Origin of the sequence: Kluyvera genomosp. 2, from assembly GCF_036759865.1 — a bacterium.
Lineage (GTDB): Bacteria > Pseudomonadota > Gammaproteobacteria > Enterobacterales > Enterobacteriaceae > Kluyvera > Kluyvera ascorbata_B.
On record NZ_JAPKIA010000005.1, the window covers coordinates 147,995 to 169,189 of the forward strand.

Annotated in this window: 18 protein-coding genes; 4 read left to right on the forward strand and 14 right to left on the reverse strand. The window is 58.9% G+C overall.

Going from position 1 to position 21,195, the window contains the following annotated elements; translation table 11 throughout:
* Positions 1-34 precede the first annotated feature (34 nt).
* Together norV and norW are read left to right on the forward strand one after the other, a co-directional pair.
* Positions 35-1,483 carry an anaerobic nitric oxide reductase flavorubredoxin gene (gene norV / locus V6942_RS06995; protein ID WP_333501027.1) on the forward strand — a complete coding sequence of 483 codons (1,449 nt, stop codon included), beginning with the start codon at positions 35-37 and terminating at the stop codon, positions 1,481-1,483.
* On the forward strand, positions 1,480-2,613 hold the full coding sequence (norW, locus tag V6942_RS07000; protein WP_333501028.1) for an NADH:flavorubredoxin reductase NorW: 1,134 nt from the start codon (positions 1,480-1,482) through the stop codon (positions 2,611-2,613). Before norV ends, norW begins: the two co-directional genes overlap by 4 nt.
* Before the next feature lie 44 nt (positions 2,614-2,657).
* On the opposite strand, the gene V6942_RS07005 is transcribed toward norW, so the two are convergent.
* The 5 genes from V6942_RS07005 to V6942_RS07025 all read right to left on the reverse strand — a co-directional run bounded on the left by V6942_RS07005 (position 2,658) and on the right by V6942_RS07025 (position 9,809).
* Positions 2,658-3,674: a HoxN/HupN/NixA family nickel/cobalt transporter gene (locus V6942_RS07005; RefSeq protein WP_106928285.1), complete on the reverse strand. Its 1,017-nt coding sequence runs from the start codon at positions 3,672-3,674 to the stop codon at positions 2,658-2,660.
* Positions 3,675-3,685: 11 nt separating this feature from the next.
* Positions 3,686-5,911, reverse strand: a complete 2,226-nt coding sequence (hypF, locus tag V6942_RS07010) for a carbamoyltransferase HypF (RefSeq protein ID WP_333501029.1) — start codon at positions 5,909-5,911, stop codon at positions 3,686-3,688.
* 6 nt (positions 5,912-5,917) lie between these two features.
* Positions 5,918-8,068: a formate dehydrogenase subunit alpha gene (gene fdhF, locus V6942_RS07015; RefSeq protein ID WP_106928281.1), complete on the reverse strand. Its 2,151-nt coding sequence runs from the start codon at positions 8,066-8,068 to the stop codon at positions 5,918-5,920.
* Positions 8,069-8,105: 37 nt separating this feature from the next.
* On the reverse strand, positions 8,106-8,651 hold the full coding sequence (hydN, locus tag V6942_RS07020) for an electron transport protein HydN (protein ID WP_106928279.1): 546 nt from the start codon (positions 8,649-8,651) through the stop codon (positions 8,106-8,108).
* 144 nt (positions 8,652-8,795) lie between these two features.
* Positions 8,796-9,809, reverse strand: coding sequence for a LacI family DNA-binding transcriptional regulator (locus tag V6942_RS07025; protein WP_106928277.1), 1,014 nt, complete (start codon positions 9,807-9,809; stop codon positions 8,796-8,798).
* 262 nt (positions 9,810-10,071) lie between these two features.
* Here V6942_RS07025 and ascF point away from each other — a divergent pair, with 262 nt between their 5' ends.
* Both ascF and V6942_RS07035 read left to right on the forward strand, forming a co-directional pair.
* On the forward strand, positions 10,072-11,523 hold the full coding sequence (gene ascF / locus V6942_RS07030) for a PTS cellobiose/arbutin/salicin transporter subunit IIBC (protein WP_106928276.1): 1,452 nt from the start codon (positions 10,072-10,074) through the stop codon (positions 11,521-11,523).
* A gap of 21 nt (positions 11,524-11,544) precedes the next feature.
* Complete coding sequence (locus V6942_RS07035) at positions 11,545-12,969, forward strand: 6-phospho-beta-glucosidase (protein ID WP_333501030.1); 1,425 nt, start codon at positions 11,545-11,547, stop codon at positions 12,967-12,969.
* A 99-nt stretch (positions 12,970-13,068) separates the two neighbouring features.
* Here the strand turns inward: V6942_RS07035 and hycI are convergent, their stop codons facing one another.
* The 9 genes from hycI to hycA all read right to left on the reverse strand — a co-directional run bounded on the left by hycI (position 13,069) and on the right by hycA (position 21,056).
* Positions 13,069-13,548 carry a hydrogenase maturation peptidase HycI gene (gene hycI / locus V6942_RS07040; RefSeq protein ID WP_106928272.1) on the reverse strand — a complete coding sequence of 160 codons (480 nt, stop codon included), beginning with the start codon at positions 13,546-13,548 and terminating at the stop codon, positions 13,069-13,071.
* Positions 13,541-13,951 carry a formate hydrogenlyase maturation HycH family protein gene (locus tag V6942_RS07045; protein WP_106928271.1) on the reverse strand — a complete coding sequence of 137 codons (411 nt, stop codon included), beginning with the start codon at positions 13,949-13,951 and terminating at the stop codon, positions 13,541-13,543. The genes hycI and V6942_RS07045 overlap by 8 nt, the downstream gene beginning before the upstream one ends.
* Positions 13,948-14,715: an NADH-quinone oxidoreductase subunit B family protein gene (locus V6942_RS07050; RefSeq protein ID WP_106928269.1), complete on the reverse strand. Its 768-nt coding sequence runs from the start codon at positions 14,713-14,715 to the stop codon at positions 13,948-13,950. Before V6942_RS07050 ends, V6942_RS07045 begins: the two co-directional genes overlap by 4 nt.
* Positions 14,715-15,257 carry a formate hydrogenlyase complex iron-sulfur subunit gene (locus V6942_RS07055; protein ID WP_106928267.1) on the reverse strand — a complete coding sequence of 181 codons (543 nt, stop codon included), beginning with the start codon at positions 15,255-15,257 and terminating at the stop codon, positions 14,715-14,717. Before V6942_RS07055 ends, V6942_RS07050 begins: the two co-directional genes overlap by 1 nt.
* A gap of 164 nt (positions 15,258-15,421) precedes the next feature.
* Positions 15,422-17,131, reverse strand: coding sequence for a formate hydrogenlyase subunit HycE (gene hycE, locus V6942_RS07060; RefSeq protein ID WP_106928265.1), 1,710 nt, complete (start codon positions 17,129-17,131; stop codon positions 15,422-15,424).
* A gap of 16 nt (positions 17,132-17,147) precedes the next feature.
* Entirely contained in the window at positions 17,148-18,071 is a 924-nt protein-coding gene (locus tag V6942_RS07065; protein WP_106928263.1) for a respiratory chain complex I subunit 1 family protein, read from the reverse strand.
* A 2-nt stretch (positions 18,072-18,073) separates the two neighbouring features.
* The gene (hycC, locus tag V6942_RS07070) at positions 18,074-19,900 is read right to left on the reverse strand and encodes a formate hydrogenlyase subunit 3 (RefSeq protein ID WP_182967192.1); all 1,827 of its coding nucleotides are present in this window, start codon (positions 19,898-19,900) and stop codon (positions 18,074-18,076) included.
* Positions 19,897-20,505, reverse strand: coding sequence for a 4Fe-4S dicluster domain-containing protein (locus V6942_RS07075; protein WP_106928259.1), 609 nt, complete (start codon positions 20,503-20,505; stop codon positions 19,897-19,899). The genes hycC and V6942_RS07075 overlap by 4 nt, the downstream gene beginning before the upstream one ends.
* An 83-nt stretch (positions 20,506-20,588) precedes the next feature.
* Entirely contained in the window at positions 20,589-21,056 is a 468-nt protein-coding gene (hycA, locus tag V6942_RS07080; RefSeq protein ID WP_106928257.1) for a formate hydrogenlyase regulator HycA, read from the reverse strand.
* Positions 21,057-21,195: the final 139 nt, after the last annotated feature.

Sequence of the window (21,195 nt, forward strand, 5' to 3'; positions counted from 1 at the left end):
TTTTTTGAAAAACGCTGAATTAATTGAGGTTGCTATGTCTATTCTGGTTAAAAATAACATTCATTGGGTTGGCCAACGTGACTGGGAAGTGCGCGATTTCCACGGGACGGAATACAAAACGCTGCGCGGCAGCAGCTACAACAGCTACCTGATTCGCGAAGGCAAAAACGTCCTGATCGATACCGTTGACCATAAATTCAGCCGTGAATTCGTCCAGAACCTGCGCAGCGAAATCGACCTTGCCGATATCGACTACATCATTATTAACCACGCGGAAGAGGACCACGCCGGTGCGCTGACCGAGCTGATGTCGCAAATCCCGGACACCCCCATTTACTGCACCGCCAACGCCATTGACTCCATCAACGGTCACCACCATCATCCGGAATGGAACTTCAACGTGGTCAAAACCGGTGACAGCCTGGACATCGGCAACGGTAAACAGCTGATCTTCGTCGAAACCCCGATGCTGCACTGGCCGGACAGCATGATGACCTACATGACCGGCGACGCCGTGCTGTTCAGTAACGACGCCTTCGGCCAGCACTACTGCGACGAACGCCTGTTCAACGACGAAGTTGACCAGACCGAGCTGTTCGAACAGTGCCAGCGCTACTACGCCAATATCCTGACGCCGTTCAGCCGTCTGGTGACGCCAAAAATCACCGAGATCCTCGGCTTCAACCTGCCGGTCGATATGATTGCCACCTCCCACGGCGTGGTATGGCGCGACAACCCGACGCAGATCGTTGAGCTGTACCTGAAATGGGCGGCGGATTATCAGGAAGACCGCATCACCATCTTCTATGACACCATGTCCAATAACACCCGCATGATGGCGGATGCGATTGCCCAAGGGATCAACGAAGTCGACCCGAACGTGGCGGTAAAAATCTTTAACGTCGCCCGCAGTGATAAAAATGAAATTCTGACCAACGTTTTCCGTTCTAAAGGGGTTCTGGTCGGCACCTCCACCATGAACAACGTGATGATGCCGAAAATTGCCGGCCTGGTGGAAGAGATGACCGGTCTGCGCTTCCGTAACAAACGCGCCAGCGCCTTTGGGTCTCACGGCTGGAGCGGTGGTGCGGTCGACCGTCTGTCCACCCGTTTGCAGGATGCCGGTTTCGAGATGTCGCTGAGCCTGAAGGCGAAATGGCGACCGGACCAGGATGCGCTGGAGCTGTGCCGCCAGCACGGTCGTGAAATCGCCCGTCAATGGGCGCTGGGTCCGCTGCCGGAAATGACCGCCGCTTCCACCAGCGCAAAAGAAGCGTGCGCCTGTGCCGCAGCAGCAGCTGCCGACCTCGGCCCAAGCATGCAGTGCAGCGTGTGTCAGTGGATCTACGACCCAGCCAAAGGCGAACCGAATCAGGACGTCCAGCCTGGCACCCCGTGGAGCGACGTTCCGGATAACTTCCTGTGCCCGGAATGTTCATTAGGCAAAGACGTCTTCGACGTACTGGCAACGGAGGCAAAATGACTCATGGCATTGTGATCGTTGGCTCGGGCTTCGCCGCCCGCCAACTGGTGAAAAACATCCGTAAACAGGATGCGAGCGTCAGACTGACGCTCATCGCCGCCGACAGCATCGACGAGTACAACAAACCGGATCTGAGCCACGTGGTCAGCCGGGGGCAAACGGCCGCCGACCTCACGCTGCAAACCGCCGGCGAGTTTGCCGAGCAGTACAACCTGAATCTGTTTCCGCAGACCTGGGTGACCGGAATTGATGCCGAGGCCCATACGGTGAAGAGCCAGAATCAGGTCTGGCAGTACGATAAACTGGTCCTCGCCACCGGCGCCTCGGCGATGGTACCGCCGGTACCGGGCAAAGAGCTGATGCTGACCCTTAACAGCCAGCAGGAGTTCGGGGCCGCACAGAGCACCCTGCGCGATGCACAACGGGTGCTGATTATTGGCGGCGGTTTGATCGGCAGCGAGCTGGCGATGGATTTCTGCCGCGCCGGTAAAGCCGTTACCGTCGTCGACAGCTCAGCCAGCATTCTGGCGTCGCTGATGCCGCCGGAAGTCAGCAGCCGCCTGCAGCATCGCCTGACCGACATGGGGATCCATCTGCTGCTGAAAACCCAGCTACAGTCGCTGGAACAAACCGCCACCGGCATTCGTGCCAGCTTCGATCGCGATCGCCACATTGAAGTCGATGCCGTTGTGGCCGCCGCCGGCCTGCGCCCGGAAACGGCGCTGGCCCGCATGGCGGGTCTGGAGATTAACCGCGGCGTGAAGGTCGACGGTACGCTGCGCACCAGCAATCCGGATATCTACGCGCTGGGCGACTGCGCCGAGATTAACGGGGCGGTAATGCCATTCCTGCAGCCGATTTTAATGAGCGCCATGTGCCTGGCGAAAAACCTGCTCGGTCAGTCCGGGGAGCTGAAGCTGCCAAACATGTTGGTGAAGGTGAAAACGCCGGATCTGCCGCTGCATCTGGCCGGTGAAACCCGCCGTCAGGATTTGAACTGGCAGATCGAAACCCGCGCCGACGGTATGCTGGCGCAGGGCTACGATGCCGACCAAAAATTACGAGCGTTCGTGGTCAGTGAAGAGAGAATGAAGGAAGCGTTTGGGTTGTTGAAGCTGCTCGCCAGCTAAGCACGAGCAGCTTGCCGGATAGCGGCGTAAACGCCTTATCCGGCCTACCGCACCACCAGCGCGTCATAATTACGCCAGCGATAGTTCACCATCGACACCAGCCAGCACAGAGCGAACAGCCCAATCACCACAAACCCCGCATTACCGAGGTTATCGCTCAGCACGGCAACGTCATTCCACAGGCCGCCGGTCAGCCCGAACTTATCCATAATCAGCCCCAGCGCTTCCAGCCCGCCAATAAACAGCGCCACCACCACAGAAGCACCGGTAATGGTCATATTGTAGTAAAGCTTACGCTGCGGCTTATTGAAGGCCCAACCATAGGCGCCGACCATCAGAATATTATCCAGCGTATCCACCAGCGCCATACCGCTGGCAAACAGTGCCGGGAATACCATAATCGACCACATCGACATCCCGCTGGAGGCGCTGGCGGCAGAGATACCCAGTACGCCAATTTCGGTCGCTGTATCAAAGCCCAGGCCAAACAGGAAGCCGACCAGGTACATATGCCAGCTTTTGCCAATCAGCCGGAAGGTACGGCTGAATAGCGCGTTCATCAACCCACCGGAGATCGGTGCGTCAGCGGAAACCGATTCCCCTTTCTTCAGCGCCTGGAAGCTGCGCCACACGCCGCGCAAAATCACCAGGTTCACCAGCGCCATCGCCAGCAGGAACACGGCGGATACGGCGGTACCAATAATGCTGCCGGTGTCGTGGAACCAGCCCATCTTATGCTGGAAGGCCGTCGCCGTCGCGGCAATCGCCACTGACGCTAACACCACAATCGAGGAGTGCCCCAGCGAGAACCAGGCGCCGACGCCAAACGGACGTTTGCCCTGCTGCATCATTTTGCGGGTGACGTTATCAATGGCCGCAATATGGTCCGCATCGACCGCATGGCGCAGACCGTAGCCCCACGCCAGCAGGCTGGCGGCCATCAGCGCGCCGTTATGACCAAATGCTTGCCATGCCCAACCCCAGGCCAGTAAGTTCGCCATCACCAAAGCCAGCACCAGCAGCGACGCACGCGGCTGTTGACGAAGAACATTCCACAACATGAATTACTCCTTTAAATCAGATGACGAGCCGCCGCAATCACGGCCTGTCCGTATGAAATTGCTCCGTCCCCGGCGGGTAACCGCTTCGGAAAAAGCAAAGTGAAATCGTGTAAATAGTGCATCAGCCGCGCACGCAGCAGCGCGTTGTGCAGCACACCGCCACCGAAGGCCAGAGTGGAGACGCCTGCCTGCCGCGCGTGATGGCGCATCAGCTCGGCGATGCCCTGCGCCAGCGCGTCGTGAAAGGCCCACGCTTTTTGTGCAGGCGTCGCCTGCCAGCGCAGCCAGGTTTCCCAGAACGACGCAAGATCGAGATAGCGCTCGCGTACCGGCATCGTGACCGGGTGGCGAATGCCGTCACAGACCGCGGCCAGCGCTTCAAGCCGGCATGCTGCTTCGCCTTCATAGCTCAGCGTCTGCGGTGCACAGCCCAGCGCGCAGGCCACGGCGTCAAACAGTCGGCCACAGGAAGAGGCCTGCGGGCTATTGATCCCGCGCGCCATAGCCTGCTTCAGCAGCGGCCAGTTTTGTTGCTGTAAAGTCCGGGTTTCGCTGAAAGACAACCAGTCAGGCACAAACGCCAGGCATTGAGCCAGCAGGTTACGCCACGGCTGCTTCGCCGCCAGATCGCCCCCCGGCAGCGCTACCGGCGGCAGACCGCCGAGATGTTCGCATTCCCGGTAGCTCACGCGCAGGCACTCGCCGCCCCACAGCGCGCCGTTTTCCCCCATGCCGATGCCATCGAGCGCCATCGCAATCACTTCTCCGCCGTCAAGCGGCCAGTCGTGCTCCGCCAGGCAGGCGGCAATATGCGCGTGATGATGCAACACGCGCTGTACCGGTAGCGGGCTGTGTTCGGCCCAGTGTGACGAGCGGTAGCCATCATGCGCGTCAGCCACAACCGCCTGCGGCGTAAAATCATAGATGGCCTGCATCAGGCCCAGCGCCTGCCGCCACTGGCTTTCTACGCCGTCGTCTGTCAGATCGCCAAAGTGCTGGCTCACCACCGCCTGGTCACCGCGCACCAGGCAGAAAGTATTTTTCATGTCTGCGCCAAGACACAGCATGGGCGGCACGTCGCGAAAGCCCGGCGGCAGCGGCAGCGCGTCCGGCACAAAGCCACGTGAACGGCGCAGCATTTCGCCGCTCTGACGCACCACGGAGTCATCCATACGCTGCACGATATCGCGGTTGTGCAGCAGAAAACCGTCGGCAATGTCCGCCAGATCCGCCAGCGCCTGCGCGTTACTCAGCGCCGGTGGTTTGCCGCTCAGATTGCCGGAGGTCATCACCAGCGGGCGATCCGCGCCCTGTATCAGCAGGTGCTGAAGTGGGTTGGCGGGCAGCATCACCCCCACCTCGGCAAGCGCTGGCGCAATGGCCTCGCAAAGCTGCGCCACGCGGGCTTTATCGACCAGCACAATCGGCGCGGCGGGCGTTTGCAGCAGCGAGCGGGCATCCATCGGCAGCGCATCGGCGTTTGCTAGCATCACCGCCAGCGGTTTCGCCAGGCGACGTTTTCGTTTGCGCAGTCGGGCTACGGCCTCGGCGTTTGTGGCATCACAAGCCAGATGAAAACCGCCAATGCCCTTTACCGCCACGATGCCGCCGGCCTTCAGCAGCGCGATGGCGGCGGTCAGCGCGGCCTCTTTCTGCTCGCGCTGGTCGCCGCTGTGCCACGTCAGCCAAGGCCCGCATTCCGCGCAGGCCACCGGCTGGGCGTGAAAGCGCCGATCGTAAGGGTTGCGATACTCCGCCGCGCACTGCGGGCAAAGCGGAAACGCCGCCATCACCGTGAAAGGTCGGTCATATGGCATGGCGTTGATAATGGTAAAGCGCGGCCCGCAGTGGGTGCAGTTAATAAACGGATAGCGGTAGCGCCGCTGCTGCGGGTCGTTCATTTCCGCCAGACAGGCTGGACAGGTTGCGGCATCCGGCACGATTTGCGTGTTCATCGCCCCCGCGCCGCTCTGACGGATAGTAAATTCGCTGGGTAAGGTCGGCCACGCAAAGGGCTCGACCTGGGTACTGTCGATGCGTGCAAGCGGCGGACAGTGCTGGTACAGCGCGGCGATAAAATCGACTTCATCGCCGTACAGGCGCAGCAGTACGCCCGCGCCGTCATTACAGACATCGCCCAGGCAGCCGCGCTGCTGCGCCAGCTGCCACACAAAGGGCCGGAAGCCCACGCCCTGTACTTTTCCGCAAATGCGGATCTGCACACCGTTTGCACGCATAGTGATTTACCCGTGTACCGCCGCTTTCAGACGCATTTTCATCGACTGATAGCTTTGTAACGCATGATTTTCGGCCCAGTGCTGATCCTCAATCGCTTCCACTTTTACCGCGCAGTACTTGGTTTCCGGCGTTTTGGAAATCGGGTCGAGATTGTCCTGGGTCAGTTCGTTGCAGGCGCCAATCCACCATTGGTAGGTCATGTATACGCTGCCTTGGTTGATACGTTCGCTGACGTTAGCGCGGGTGATAACTTTGCCACGGCGTGAAGAAACCCAGACCAGCTGTTTGTCCTGCACGTTCAGCAGTGCGGCATCCTGCGGGTTAATCTGCACGAAGCCAGGTTCATCGGCCAGCGACTGCAGCGCTGCGCAGTTACCGGTCATCGAGCGGCAGGAGTAGTGCCCCACCTCACGCACCGTACACAGCACCAGCGGGAATTCGGCGTCCGGGCTTTCCGCAGGCGCACGCCACGGCGCGGCAAACAGATGGCCCTTACCGTCCGGCGTGGCAAACGCGTTGCCTTCATAGAGGTATGGCGTACCGGGATGGTCCAGCGTCGGGCAAGGCCACTGCACGTGGCCCATGTCACCCATTTTTTCGTAGGTCACACCGTAGAACAGCGGGCACAGCTCGCGCATTTCGTCCCAAATCTGCTGGTTATTGTCATAGTGCATCGGATAGCCCATTTCGGTGGCGATCAGGCTGATAATGTCCCAGTCACGCTTCACGTTATAGGTCGGTTCGATGGCTTTTTCGAAACGCTGGAAGCCGCGGTCAGCACAGGTAAAGACGCCGCCGTGTTCGCCCCAGGAGGTCGCTGGCAGCAGCACGTCCGCCTGTTCGGCGGTTTTGGTCATAAAGATGTCCTGCACCACCACGAAATCGAGCGCCTCAAACCCTTTGCGCACCAGGCCCAGATCGGCCTCCGTTTGCAGCGGATCTTCGCCCATGATGTAGTAGGCTTTGACCTTCCCTTCGAGCGCCAGGTGCGGGACTTCGGTAATGCGTACGCCGACTTTGTCATCCATTACGCTGGCATCAATGCCCCACGCCTTGGCGAACTTCGCGCGTACCTGCGGGTCAACCACATCCTGATAGCCGGGGAACTGGTTTGGCAGCACGCCCATATCACAGGCGCCCTGTACGTTGTTCTGTCCACGCACCGGGCCCACGCCAACGGCTTCGCGCCCGAGGTTGCCGGTCAGCAGCGCCAGGCTTGCCAGCCCTTTCACCACGTCAACCGCCTGACCAAACTGGGTCACGCCCATCCCCCACATAATGGTCGCCGACGGTGCCGCCGCATAGGTGCGCATCGCCTGACGTACCTGTGCAGCAGGAATGCCGGTCAGCGATTCCACCGCTTCCGGCGCGTAGTCTTTCACCACTTCACGCATCTCTTCCAGCCCGGTGGTGTAGCGGGCGACGTATTCTTTGTCGTACAGCTCTTCTTCCAGCAGCACGTGGGCAAACGCGTTCACCAGCGCCATGTTGCTGCCGTTACGCATCTGTAAGTGCTGATCGGCAATGCGCGCGGTTTCAATTTTGCGCGGATCGCAGACGATAATTTTGGCCCCTTTCTCTTTGGCCTTAATAACCCGACGCGCCACGATCGGGTGCGAGTCAGCGCAGTTGTAGCCAAAGACCAGCAGGCAGCGGGAGTTTTCAATATCGCCGATGCTGTTACTCATCGCGCCGTTGCCCAGTACGTCCTGTAAACCTGCGACGGATGGGCCGTGGCACACGCGGGCGCAGCAGTCGACGTTATTGGTATGCAGCACGCCGCGGGCGAATTTTTGCATCACATAGTTGGTTTCATTGCCGGTACCGCGCGATGACCCGGTAGTCATAATGGCGCGCGGGCCGAATTCAGCTTTAATGTCGCCAAGGCGCTTCGCGGTGTAACGAATCGCTTCATCCCAGCTCACGGGGGTCAGTTTGCCGCCCTTCTCATAGCGGATCATCGGCTGCGTTAAGCGAGGCGTCAGCAGCTGGGTGTCGTTAAGGAAGTCCCAGCCGTAGTAGCCTTTCAGGCACAGCTCGTTCTGGTTGGTTTGGCCGTTGGCGGCTTCGGCACGAATAATTTTACCGTTGTCGACAACCAGTTTCAGTTTGCAACCCGCGCCACAATAAGGGCATACGCTCGTGATTTTTTTCATCAGTAACAGACCTGTTAAAAGAGAAATCTAAGGATGATTAAAGAGAGATAGACGCGGCGCTTTCCAGCGCGGCGCGACGGCGTTTTTCCGCGCTCAGCTGTTCCAGCTTGTCGCGGTCAACGCAAAACAGCGCGTGTGTCGGGCACGCTTCCATACAGGCAGGGCCGGCTTCACGATGGAAACAGAGGTCACATTTATTGGCTTCCGCTTTTTCCGCGCGTACCTTCAGGCCCGCGCCGCTGTCGCGAACGACCGGACGCACCACCACTTCCATGGCGCCGTACGGGCAGGCCACCACACAGGTTTTACAGCCGATGCAGCGCTCCTGCATGACGTGAATAAACCCTTTGTCGCGAATGATAGCGCCGTTCGGACAGACGTTGGCGCACGGCGCGTCTTCGCACTGACGGCAGGCGGTGGCGGTCGATACATCCACGCCTTTGATAACGTGAATACGGGGCAGGAAAGACTGTGGCGTCAGTGCGGCGCAGTCCTGGTCCTGCTGGTGAGAAACAACGCAGGCGACTTCGCACGTACGACAGCCAATACATTTACTCGCATCAGCGATGATGAAACGGTTCATCAACTTCTCCAGCTATGACAGTGATTGCGCGGGAGGATGCATTATTCGAGCCAACTTTTACAAAGTTGATTTTTAAGGATATTTTTTAGATTAACCGTGAAGATTCGCTGTCATCGTCACTAATGACGATGACAGCTGACGACGCTAGCGGTGGGGACCCGCCGCGATGGAGTCACGGGCGATCAGTTCACCGGGGAAGGTTTGCTGGTATTTAAAATCGCCGCCGTCGAGCATAAAAATAAGCCGGTGGATGGTCTCTTTAATCATCTCCGTCACCGGAATACGTACGCTTGAAAGTGACGGAACCATATAGGGTGCCAATGTGATATCGTCGAAGCCAATCACCGACACCTGCTGTGGCACCGCGATATCGCGATCGTGGAGGCGCTTGATTGCCCCCACAGCCATATCATCGTTACTTGCCACCAGCGCACTAAACGGCACCTGCCGCGTCAGCAGCGTGTCAACGCCCGCGGCACCGGTGGCCGGCGTCCATTTACCTTCAACAATCAGCGCGTCACGCACCGCAATGCCGTGCTGAGCCAACGCGTCTTTGTAACCCGAGAGGCGCTCAATGCCGGTTGGCGAATCGAGCGAGCCGGTAATAAACGCAATATCGCGATGGCCCAGCGCGATTAAGCGCTCCACCGCCATCTGGCTGGCATTTTTTTGATCGCAATAGACACAGTGGCTGCTGTTGCGCCGCAGCCGACGGTTAATCACCAGCACCGGCTGGGGCTGCTGCTCAATCATGTCGTCAATTTCGTCGACGCTTAAAAAACGCGGATAAATAATAATGCCGTCGCAGCGCAGGTCGAGCAGATACTGAATGGCCTCCCGCTCTTCCTCCGCGCTGTGCTTGCCGTCCGCCAGCACCAGCCGTCGCCCCTGATCTTCCGTCATGCTTGCCGCGTGGTACAACAGTTCACTGAAGTACACGCCGTGATAAAGGGTATTGGTGACCACCAGCCCCAGCGTCTGCGTCTTTTTCGTCGCCAGGTTACGCGCCAGCAGATTCGGCCGGTAGCCGCTCTCTTCAATGGCCAGAAACACCCGATCTTTTGTTTCCTGGCTGACGTAACCGTTGCCCGATAGCACCCGCGATACGGTGGCTTTCGATACGCCCGCCCGTCGTGCCACCTCTAGCATCGTCGTCATCGTTGTTCCTTTAAGAAATGATCTGTCAGCAGTGTACTTCACCGTCTGAGGATTTTCAGCAACGGCAAAACCGCGGCAAAAGGGGTCTTCGCGCTTTCATGTGATCGGTTTCACGAATTAATTAAAAACAAAAATTAGATCTTGCTGCAACAAAATAAACACAAGATGATTATGTGGAACCGGTTTCCTATACAACGTTTCATCGCCGACCAGCCTCGGCCGATGCGCGACAAGTACCCTACTGATAAAACAGGATTTTCCGATGGCTAAAAATTATGCGGCTCTGGCGCAATCCGTGGTGAACGCGCTGGGCGGCGTGGATAATATCGCCGCCGTCACGCACTGCATGACCCGTCTGCGCTTCGTGCTCAAAGACGATTCGCAGGTTGATAGCGCCACGCTTAAAGGCATCAGCGGCGTGATGGGCGTGGTACGTACCGACAGCCAGTGCCAGGTGATCATTGGCAACACCGTCTCGCAGGCCTACCGCGAAGTGGTCAGCCTGCTGCCCGGCGATCTTCAGCCAGCCGTTCCGGTCGGGAAGCCCAAACTCACCTTCAAGCGCGTCGGCGCGGGAATACTCGACGCGCTGATCGGCACCATGTCTCCGCTGATCCCGGCGATTATCGGTGGATCGATGGTCAAACTGCTGGCCATGATCCTCGAAATGACCGGCGTGCTGTCGAAAGGTGCGCCAACGCTGACCATTCTGACCGCGATCGGCGACGGCGCGTTCTTCTTCCTGCCGCTGATGGTCGCCGCCTCGGCGGCGGTAAAATTCAAAACCAATATGTCGCTGGCAATTGCTATCGCCGGGGTGCTGGTGCATCCCAGCTTTATTGAGTTGATGGCAAAGGCCGCTCAGGGCGAGCACGTTGAGTTCGCTTTTATTCCGGTGACGGCGGTGAAATACACCTACACCGTGATACCGGCGCTGGTGATGACCTGGTGCCTGTCTTATATCGAGCGCTGGGTCGATCGGATCACACCGGCAGTCACCAAAAACTTCCTGAAACCCATGCTGATCGTGCTGATTGCCGCCCCGCTGGCGATCGTCCTGATCGGCCCGATTGGCATCTGGATCGGTAGCGCTATCTCCGCGCTGGTGTACACCATTCACGGCTATCTGGGCTGGCTGTCTGTCGCCATTATGGGCGCCCTGTGGCCGCTGCTGGTGATGACCGGGATGCACCGCGTGTTTACCCCCACCATCATTCAGACCATCGCCGAAACCGGCAAAGAAGGGATGGTGATGCCGTCAGAAATCGGCGCTAACCTGTCGCTCGGCGGCTCGTCACTGGCGGTCGCATGGAAAACAAAAAACCCGGAGCTGCGCCAGACCGCGCTGGCGGCAGCGGCTTCGGCGATTCTTGCCGGTATCTCTGAACCGGCGCTGTACGGGGTGGCGGTTCGCCTGAAACGCCCGTTAATCGCCAGCCTGATTAGCGGCTTTATCTGCGGCGCCGTCGCCGGTATCGCCGGTCTGGCGAGCCACTCAATGGCCGCACCGGGTCTGTTCACCAGCGTACAGTTCTTCGATCCCGCCAATCCGATGACTATCGTATGGGTGTTTGGCGTCATGGCGCTGGCGGTGGTGCTGTCGTTCGTGCTGACGCTGATCCTCGGCTTTGAGGATATTCCGGTAGAGGATGCCGCCGCCGATGCGCGTCAACGCCAGGCAACCGCCCCGGCCGCCGCGGCCCGCGTGGCATAATTTTTAATAGCGAGGTAACGCATGTCGACATTTCCGCAAGGATTTCTCTGGGGCGGCGCCATTGCCGCCAACCAGGCCGAAGGGGCCTATCTGGAAGGCGGTAAAGGCCTGACAACCGTGGATATGATTCCGCACGGCGCCAACCGTCTGCCGGTCAAACTCGGCCAGGAAAAACGCTTTGCGTTGCGCGATGACGAGTTCTATCCAAGCCATCAGGCCATCGATTTCTATCATCGCTACAAAGAAGATATTGCCCTCATGGCAGAGATGGGCTTTGGCGTATTCCGTACCTCCATTGCCTGGAGCCGTCTGTACCCCAACGGCGATGAACTGACGCCAAATGAGGAAGGTATCGCCTTTTACCGCGACCTGTTCCGCGAGTGCAAAAAATACGGTATCGAGCCGCTGGTCACCCTGTGCCACTTTGATGTTCCGATGCATCTGGTGACCGAATACGGTTCGTGGCGTAATCGCAAAATGGTGGCGTTTTTCACCCGCTATGCGCGCACCTGCTTTGAGGCGTTCGACGGGCTGGTGAAATACTGGCTGACCTTCAATGAAATCAACATCATGCTCCACAGCCCGTTCTCCGGCGCCGGGCTGGTGTTTGAAGAGGGGGAAAACCAGGATCAGGTGAAATACCAGGCCGCGCATCACGAACTGGTGGCCAGCGCATTGGCCACCCAAATTGCCCACGAGGTCAACCCGCAAAACCAGGTCGGCTGTATGCTGGCGGGCGGTAACTTCTACCCGTACTCCTGTAAGCCTGAAGACGTGTGGGCAGCGCTGGAGAAAGATCGCGAGAACCTGTTCTTTATCGATGTACAGGCGCGCGGCGCGTACCCGGCCTATTCCGCCCGCGTTTTCCGCGAGAAAGGCGTCACCATCGCGAAAGAAGCGGGAGACGACGAGGCGCTGAAGCACACCGTCGATTTCGTGTCGTTTAGCTACTACGCCTCGCGCTGCGCCTCGGCGGAGATGAACGCCAACAACACCAACGCGGCAAACATAGTCAAGTCACTGAAAAACCCGTACATCGAGGCCAGTGAATGGGGCTGGGGCATCGACCCGCTCGGCCTGCGAATTACCATGAACATGATGTATGACCGCTACCAGAAGCCGCTGTTCCTGGTGGAAAACGGCCTGGGCGCCAAGGACGTGGTCAACGCCGACGGGCAGATCGACGACGATTACCGCATCAGCTATCTGCGCGAACATATCCGCGCAATGGGTGACGCCATTGAAGACGGCGTACCGCTGATGGGCTACACCACCTGGGGCTGTATTGACCTGGTGGCAGCCTCTACGGGGGAGATGAGCAAGCGCTATGGGTTTGTCTACGTTGACCGCGACGATGCGGGGAACGGCACGCTGGCGCGGACGCGTAAAAAGTCGTTCTGGTGGTATAAGAAGGTGATTGCCAGCAACGGGGAAGATTTGGCGTAAAAATAGGGTGCCGGATGGCGGCGTTGCCTTATCCGGCCTACCAGAAACGTGCCGTACGTAGGCCGGATAAGCGAAGCGCCACCCGGCATCACAAACGGATCAACACGACTCGTCGTCCTCAGCCTCTAACTGCGCAAACCCGCCGTTCTCCTGCCAGTTTTCCAGCCGCTGATACACCACCTCAACCGCGTCTTTAATGGCCTGAGTCATTGGGTAATAAAAGCCCACGATATCCGGCTGAATGCCGAGGAAAATCACCTCGCCCACGTCGTCTTTCAGCTGATCGACCAGATAGTTCAGCGGCATATTGTGGGTGGTCATCATAAACATCTCGGCGATGTCGTCCGGATCGATAATACGTATTTCGCCCGGATTCAGCCCCATATCGGTAGCGTCAACAATCAGCAGACGTGCAGGGTTCAGCTCGCGAATCGCCACGATGTCATTTTCCGGCGCACTGCCGCCGTCAATCACGACCCACGCCCCTTTCGGCTGGGCGGCGCACATTTCAGCGAGCAGCGGACCGGCGCCGTCATCGCCCATCATGCTATTGCCAACACAGAGTAAAACGTCAGTCACGGAGCCTCCTGACCATCAGGTAGATGGCGCTTTCTTGATAAATGGCATGCAGCATATTGAGCATCGCTTCGCTCCACGCCTGCTGTTCCGGCGTCTGGCGTGCGCGCGCTTTGTCAAACGCGTTGGCCAGCATCGACACGTGGTTACTGTCGATAACAATTTCGCCGTATTTCGGCACCCCTTCCATTTTCCGCCGCGCCGTACTGCCCTCTTCCAGCGTAGCTATCCACGCCCGATAGTCATCCCACGGGCAGGTCAGCGCGGCTTCCAGGCAATCGATGACCCCAAGGTGGTGGCCAATCGCCAGGCTGTAATAGACAACCTGCTGCGCCTCGGAAGGCGTTGCATCGTTCTCATCAATGAATTTACGGCTCAGTTGACTGAACACCACCTGTTCGCTCATCGAATTCGCGCTCCTTCTACCACATGGCCCAGCTGCGTGACGATTTCCGTCAGACGCGGATCGTTTTCTGCCTCCAGCCACTGCTGAACCCGCTCGTCACCCTGCCCCAAATGCAGCATATAGTCGTCCGCAATCTGACGACCGTAGCGGTAGCCCGCCAGGCGACGCGCGGCGCGGTCAACCTGAACGCGCAGCGGCTGCACCATATCCGGATGGAGGATTTCGGCAGGCTGGGCATCCAGCTCGCCCGGCGCGCGGGCATGGATTTTCTGCTCCAGCAGACCCAGCGCCATGGCAAAGCCGTACAGCGTAGCGGCAGGCGTTGGCGGGCAGCCGGGGATGTACACGTCGACCGGCACGATTTTGTCGGTGCCGCCCCAGACGCAGTACAAGTCGTGGAAGATACCGCCGCTGTTACCGCAGGCTCCGTAAGAGATACAGATTTTCGGGTCCGGCGCAGACTGCCAGGCGCGCAGCGCCGGTGAGCGCATAGCGCGCGTCACCGCACCGGTAAACAGCAGAATGTCGGCGTGGCGCGGCGATGGCACCACTTTAATGCCAAAACGTTCAGCATCAAACAGCGGTGACAGCGTGGCGAAAATTTCGATTTCGCAGCCGTTGCAGCCGCCGCAGTCGACGCGGTAAACGTAGGCGGAACGCTTAATGTTTTTTAGCAGCGACGCTTTCATGCTGGCGATAGATTCGTCTACCGTCATCGGCACTGGCATGCCGTTATCGTCGCGTGGCCCGATTAAGTTGCTCATCAGATGGCCTCTTTCATGTGGCGAGTCAGGTCAATACGATCGGAGGGCACCAGACATTTCTGACGCTTACATTCCGGGCAGGTTTCAAAGCTTTCACGGTGGTGTTCCGCGCGGCTGTCACCGTTGTGCTTGAGAATTTCAATCGCGTAATCAATCTCTTTTTGCACCGCAAACGGACGCTGACACACGCGGCAGTTGCAGATATCGAAGCGAGACTGCTGGAGGAAATCTTCTTTTTTCCACACCGCCAGCTCATATTCCTGAGACAGCTTGATCGCCGCGGTCGGGCACACTTCCTCACAGCGACCGCAGAAAATGCAGCGACCGAGGTTGAACTGCCACGCCAGCTGATTGGCGGCGAGATCGGTTTCCACCGTCAGCGCGTTCGACGGGCAGGCGTTGACGCACGCCGCGCAGCCAACACACTGCTGCGGGTTGTGTTCCGGTTTGCCGCGGAAGTTTTTATCCACCGGCATCGCTTCCAGCGGATAAGACGAGGTGGTCACGCCGGTTTTAATGGCTTTTTTAATAAAGGTAAACATAGTTGCTCCCGGATGCGTGCGGGGTTTTACCCTCACCCTAGCCCTCTCCCTGAAAGGGAGAGGGAACAGATCGGCGTTGTCAGTGAATACGCACGCGATCTGCCCTTCCCCCTCGCCCCTTTGGGGAGAGGGTCGGGGTGAGGGGCCCCCACGCAATGCCCCAATTATTTCAGCGGCGAGTTCTTACGCTCGATGCTGTAGCGCTCAAGCTCTTTATACGGCACGACCTTGCTTTTCTTCTTACGCACGTCGACCACGGTCATGCGGTCGGTACAGGAGTAGCAAGGATCGAGGCTACCGATAATCAGCGGCGCATCGGAAACGGTGTTACCACGCAGCATATAGCGCAGGGTCGGCCAGTTGGCGTAGGTCGCCGCACGGCAGCGCCAGCGGTACAGCTTCTGGTTGTCGCCGGTCATGCTCCAGTGGATATCATCGCCGCGCGGCGCTTCCGAGAAGCCCAGCGCAAAGCGATGCGGAATGTAGGTGAAACCTTCCACCGCCAGCGGGCCGCCCGGCAGGTTATCAAGGCCGTAGTCAATCATGTTCAGCGCGGTGAACACTTCGTTGATACGCACTTTCAGACGGGAAATCACGTCGCAGCCCTGTTCGCTGTGCACTTCCATCGGCAGCAGACCGTAACCGACAAACGGGTGATCGGCGCGGGTGTCGCGGGCGTGGCCGCTGGCGCGGACCATCGGGCCGACGTTACTGAAGTCACGGGCGATTTCCGGGTCCAGACGGCCGATACCGACGGTACGCTGTTCCATGTTCGGCGTACTCAGCAGAATATCCACCAGATCCTGCACGTCGCGGCGCATCTGCTGCGCCAGCTGACGGGTCTGGATCATGTCGTCTTTCAGGAAGTCACGACGAATACCGCCAATCAGGTTCAGGCCGTAGGTTTTACGCGCGCCGGTGAGGATTTCTGCCATTTTCATAGAGGCTTCACGCACGCGGAAAAACTGCATAAAGCCAGAGTCAAAGCCGGTGAAGTGACACGCCAGGCCGAGGTTCAGCAGGTGCGAGTGCAGGCGCTCAACTTCCAGCAGGATGGCGCGAATCATCTGTGCGCGTTCCGGTACCACGATGCCCATCGCATTCTCGACGGAGGTGGTGTAGGCGGTGCTGTGGGCAAAGCCACAGATGCCGCACACGCGGTCAGACAAGAAGGTGACTTCGTTGTAGCCCATACGGGTTTCCGCCAGTTTCTCCATGCCGCGGTGGACATAGAACAGACGGTAGTCGGCGTCGATAATGTTCTCGCCGTCAACGAACAGACGGAAGTGTCCCGGTTCGTCGGACGTCACGTGCAGCGGGCCAATCGGCACCACGTTGTTTTTCTTGGTGCCCAGCTCGTTGATGAACTCGTAGGTTTCCGCATCGGTGGTCGGTGCCGGGCGCTGGCGGTAGTCCATGCTGTCTTTACGCAACGGGTACAGCTCGTCCGGCCAATCGTCCGGCAGCACCAGACGACGCTCGTCCGGCAGGCCGACCGGGCGCAGACCGTACATGTCACGCACTTCGCGTTCGCCCCATACGGCGGCAGGTACGCGCGGCGTAACGGACGGATACTCCAGGGTGTTGGCGTCCACTTCGACGCGCACGGTGATCCAGCACTTAGTGCCCTTCTCCATCGACAACACGTAGTAAACGGCGTAATGACCGTTCAGCTTACGTTCATCGTTGCCAAACAGCACCGACAGCCAGCCGCCCTGGTGGTAGTAAAGAAACTCGACGACTTCCGGCAGGTAGTTCACCTTCACGGTAATCGTTAACTGGTCTTTGGTCTGCCAGGCTTCGTCCAGCACCACGCCCGGGTAGGCCTGGTGCAGCGCGGCGAGGTAGTGTTGACCCACTTTTTCTTCAGACATGCTCACAACTCTCTTATCACGCCACCAGCAAGGAGACGAAGGCTAAAAAGGCTAAACCGAACCCGGTCCAGGTAATGCGGCCGGTGATATCCAGACGCAGACGCGCCATGCTGTTTTCGAACAGGGCAATAATCAGCACCCCGACCACCAGCTTGACGATGGCGGCAATCACCGCAAGAACCAGGCCGCCGACGCTAAAGCTGGTCATCTGTCCCCACGGGATGAAGACGCCAACAAACATCTGCAGCACCACCAGCTGTTTGAGGCTGATGCCCCACTTCAGCACGCCGAAGCCGCTACCGCTGTACTCGGACAGCGGGCCTTCCTGCAACTCTTGCTCTGCTTCCGCGAGATCGAACGGCAGTTTGCCCATTTCGATAAAGGTGGCGAAGGCGCAGGCGCAGAAGGCCAGCACCAGCGGAATGCTGCGGCTGACCGGCCAGTGGTACAGGGTGTTGGTGATATTGCTGATATGAGTAGAGCCCGCAACCAGCGCGGCGACCCACAGTCCGAGCAGCAGGATAGGTTCCACCAGCACGCCGAGCATCGCTTCACGGCTGGCGCCGATGGCGGTGAACGGGCTACCGGTGTCCAGACCGGCAATGGCGAAGAAGAAACGCGCCACGGCGAACAGGTAAATAAGGGTGATAAGGTCGCCCAGACCCGGCATCGGGGAAGCTACCGTCACCACCGGCAGCGCGGTCGCGATCGTCAGCATCACGCCGACCATCACAAACGGCGTCAGGCGGAACACCCAGCCGGAGGCATCCGGGCCAACGCTCTGACGGCCCAGCAGTTTGATGATGTCGCGATACTCCTGCATCACGCCCGGGCCGCGACGGTTATGCAACCGTGCGCGCAGCACGCGGGTGATACCGGAAAGCAGCGGCGCGACGGCGAATAGCACCAGCGCCTGCAGTACAGCAAATAGGAACGTCATGTTCAGGCTCCTCGAGAGATGACAATCACGACCAGCACCGCCAGTTCAACCAGCGCCAGACGTTGCAGCAGCAGCGGCGCCGCCGCGTTCTGCCAGCCCGGAACCCACGACACCGGATTCAGCCATTGACGCAGCTTCAGCACCGGTGCAAACGCCTGTTTCACCGGCATCGCGAAGCCGTGTGCGGTAATGACCATTGATTTTTCATGGTCGTAGCCGCACACCCACGCCGCGCCGCGCGAACGGCTCGGCAGACGGTTGCCTTTAAGCAGCGCCAGAATAATGAACGGCAGCAGTGGGCAAGCAATCAGCAGCAGGGTAATCATCGGCTGGGAGACCACGGTATGTGCGGTTGCCATCGGCAGCGGCACGGCGGTACTCAGCATGGGCAACAGCCACGGTGCAGCAACACCGCCGACGATACACAGCAGCGCCATCGCGACGGTGCTCGCCGACATCAGCAGCGGCGCGCAGCAGGCGTTTTCCGCTTCTTGCGTCCGCGGCGCGCCCAGGAAGGTGACGCCGTAGACTTTCGCCATACACATCACCGCCAGCGCACCGGTGATCGCCAGGCCAACCGCCAGCAGCGGGCCAAGCAGACGGCCAATAAACGCGCCGCTGGTGCTCAGTTTGAAGAACGACTGATAGATAACCCACTCACCGGCAAAACCGTTCAGCGGCGGCAGCGCGGCCATCGCCATCAGCCCTACCAGCATCGCCAGCGAAATCATCGGCATACGCTTGCCGATGCCGCCCAGTTTTTCGATATCGCGGTGGCCGGTACGGAACCAGACCGCACCCGCGCCGAGGAACAGCGTGGTTTTAAACAGACTGTGATTGAGCAGATGGTACAGGCCACCGACCAGCCCCAGCGCCACCATCACCGGCTGTTGCAGCGCCAGGCCGGTGATGCCCACACCTAAACCGAGCAGGATAATGCCGATATTTTCCAGCGTGTGGTACGCCAGCAGACGCTGGATATTGTGTTCCATTAACGCGTACAGGCCGCCCACGAAGGCGGTGATCATCCCCAGCACCAGCAGGGCTATCCCCCACCACAACGGCTGTGCGTTACCCAGCAAAGACACGGTGAGAATGCCGAGCAGTCCCACTTTCATCACCACGGTAGAGAACAGCGCGGCGGCCGGTGCGCTGGCGTTGGCATGCGCTTGTGGCACCCAGCCGTGCAGCGGGATAATCCCGGCTAGCAGGCCAAAGCCGATAACGCACAGCAGCCAGATGTCGGAGCCAATGGGCAGCTGCTGCGCGCGTTCATTCAGCAACAGCAGGTCCAGCGTGCCGTAGCGCTGCCACAGCAGCAGGCAGGCAATCGCCAGCAGAATCGTGCCCAGGCGACCTAGCGCGAACCACAGCTTGCCGGATGAAGCACAGCCGGTAAGAAATGCGCCGCACAGCGCCATAATTTCGGCCATCACCACCAGTGAACCTACGCTGCTGGCGACAATCGCGCACACGGCGGCGGCCAGCAGGACGTTAATCAGCAGGCCGTTATTACGCACCTTCGGATGACGATGCCAGTCAATGTTGTACAGGCTGACAAACAGACCACACAGGCCCAGCGCTATCAGCCAGACCGCATTCAGCGGGGTGACCAGTACGCTGTAGTGCACCAGACGTAGGCTGCCCATCGCCGGGAAGCCACGAACCAGCACCTGCACGCCAGCCAGCAGCGCGCACAGGCTACCCAGTGCGCCACCGATACCGGCAATCACACCGCTCAGCGATTTTTTCAGCGACAGTAAAAAGGCGAATACCGCGGCAAAAGCAAACCACGCCACCGCGCTATTAATTAAGGTCATCACGCTCATTTCACCTCTCCTTGTTGCGCCTGAAACAGCGAAAGATCGCCCAAATCAGTGTGGAAGGTCAGCTCACGCTTGCGTTTGCTGGCGCGGGCGATGTCCATGTTATTGACCAGATGCAGCGCTTTCGTTGGGCAGGTGCGTACGCAGGCCGGGCCCTGTTCATCGAACTGGCACAGATCGCACTTCACCGCGATGGCGCGAACGCCCGGCACCCAGTCCAGTAACGTACTGACGCGAGCCGGCGCCGGCGGAGCCGGTAGCGCTTTTGGCGTATTGGCGTTGGCCGGGATATCCAGCGGACGGCTGCCGGAAAATTCAATGGCGCCAAACGGGCAGGCAATACCACACAGTTTGCAGCTCACGCAGAGGCTTTCATTCAGCTGAACGGCTCCGTCTACGCGGGTAATAGCATTCACCGGACAAACGCCAGCGCACGGCGCGTCTTCGCAGTGGTGACACATCTGCGGCGCGGATTCTTTTTCATTGAGCATGACTCTGAGCCGCGGCATGGATTGCAGGCCGTGCTGGCGGTGCGTTTCCGCACAGGCCGCTTCACAGGTGCGGCAACCAATACAAACGGTAGAGTCAGCAATTACAAAACGATTCACCAGGTCTTCCTCAGGTGACAGTCATTTTTGACGAAATCATGCAGAGCAGGTGTCATTTCGACACCCGTCGACACACCAAATATTCAGGCGATGGATGCCCGATGAGGGTCCTGCGCCAGTTTGTCGAAACTCACCGGGCTGTCGCTCTCCAGCGCGGCATACAGGGTGTCGTATACCGGCGAGATTTTGTCCAGATAGTGTTCCAGCACCTGCTCGCGATCGCGGATGTTGACCGTACCGTCGATAAAGCCGCTGTCGCTCAGCTCAGCGCGCGCAACGCATTCTTTATTCAGGCCATCTCGCGTTTCCACGTAGTACTCAACGGTGTGGCTGTTAAAGTTGTCAGCCAGCGTAACGGAGACGATGAAATGCTCGAACAGCACGAAGCTCAGCTCTTTATCCGGTGCGCAGTTCATTGCATGATGCAGACGCGCTTTTGACAACGTGATCCCTTGAACCAGAGCGTTACAGTACACACGCCATTGATCCTGATGGCGGCGGTGACGATCGGCGATGTAATCGGCCTTCTCGCTAATTTCCCAAATAGTCATGTCGGTTACCCGGTTAATAGAAACAAGCCTCCTAAGCAGATTTCATGCCATGTTTTTAACTAATTGATTTTAATTATATTTATATAAATGACATGCCGTAGACGACATGTCATTTCGTCAGCATGACATCGTCATCGAC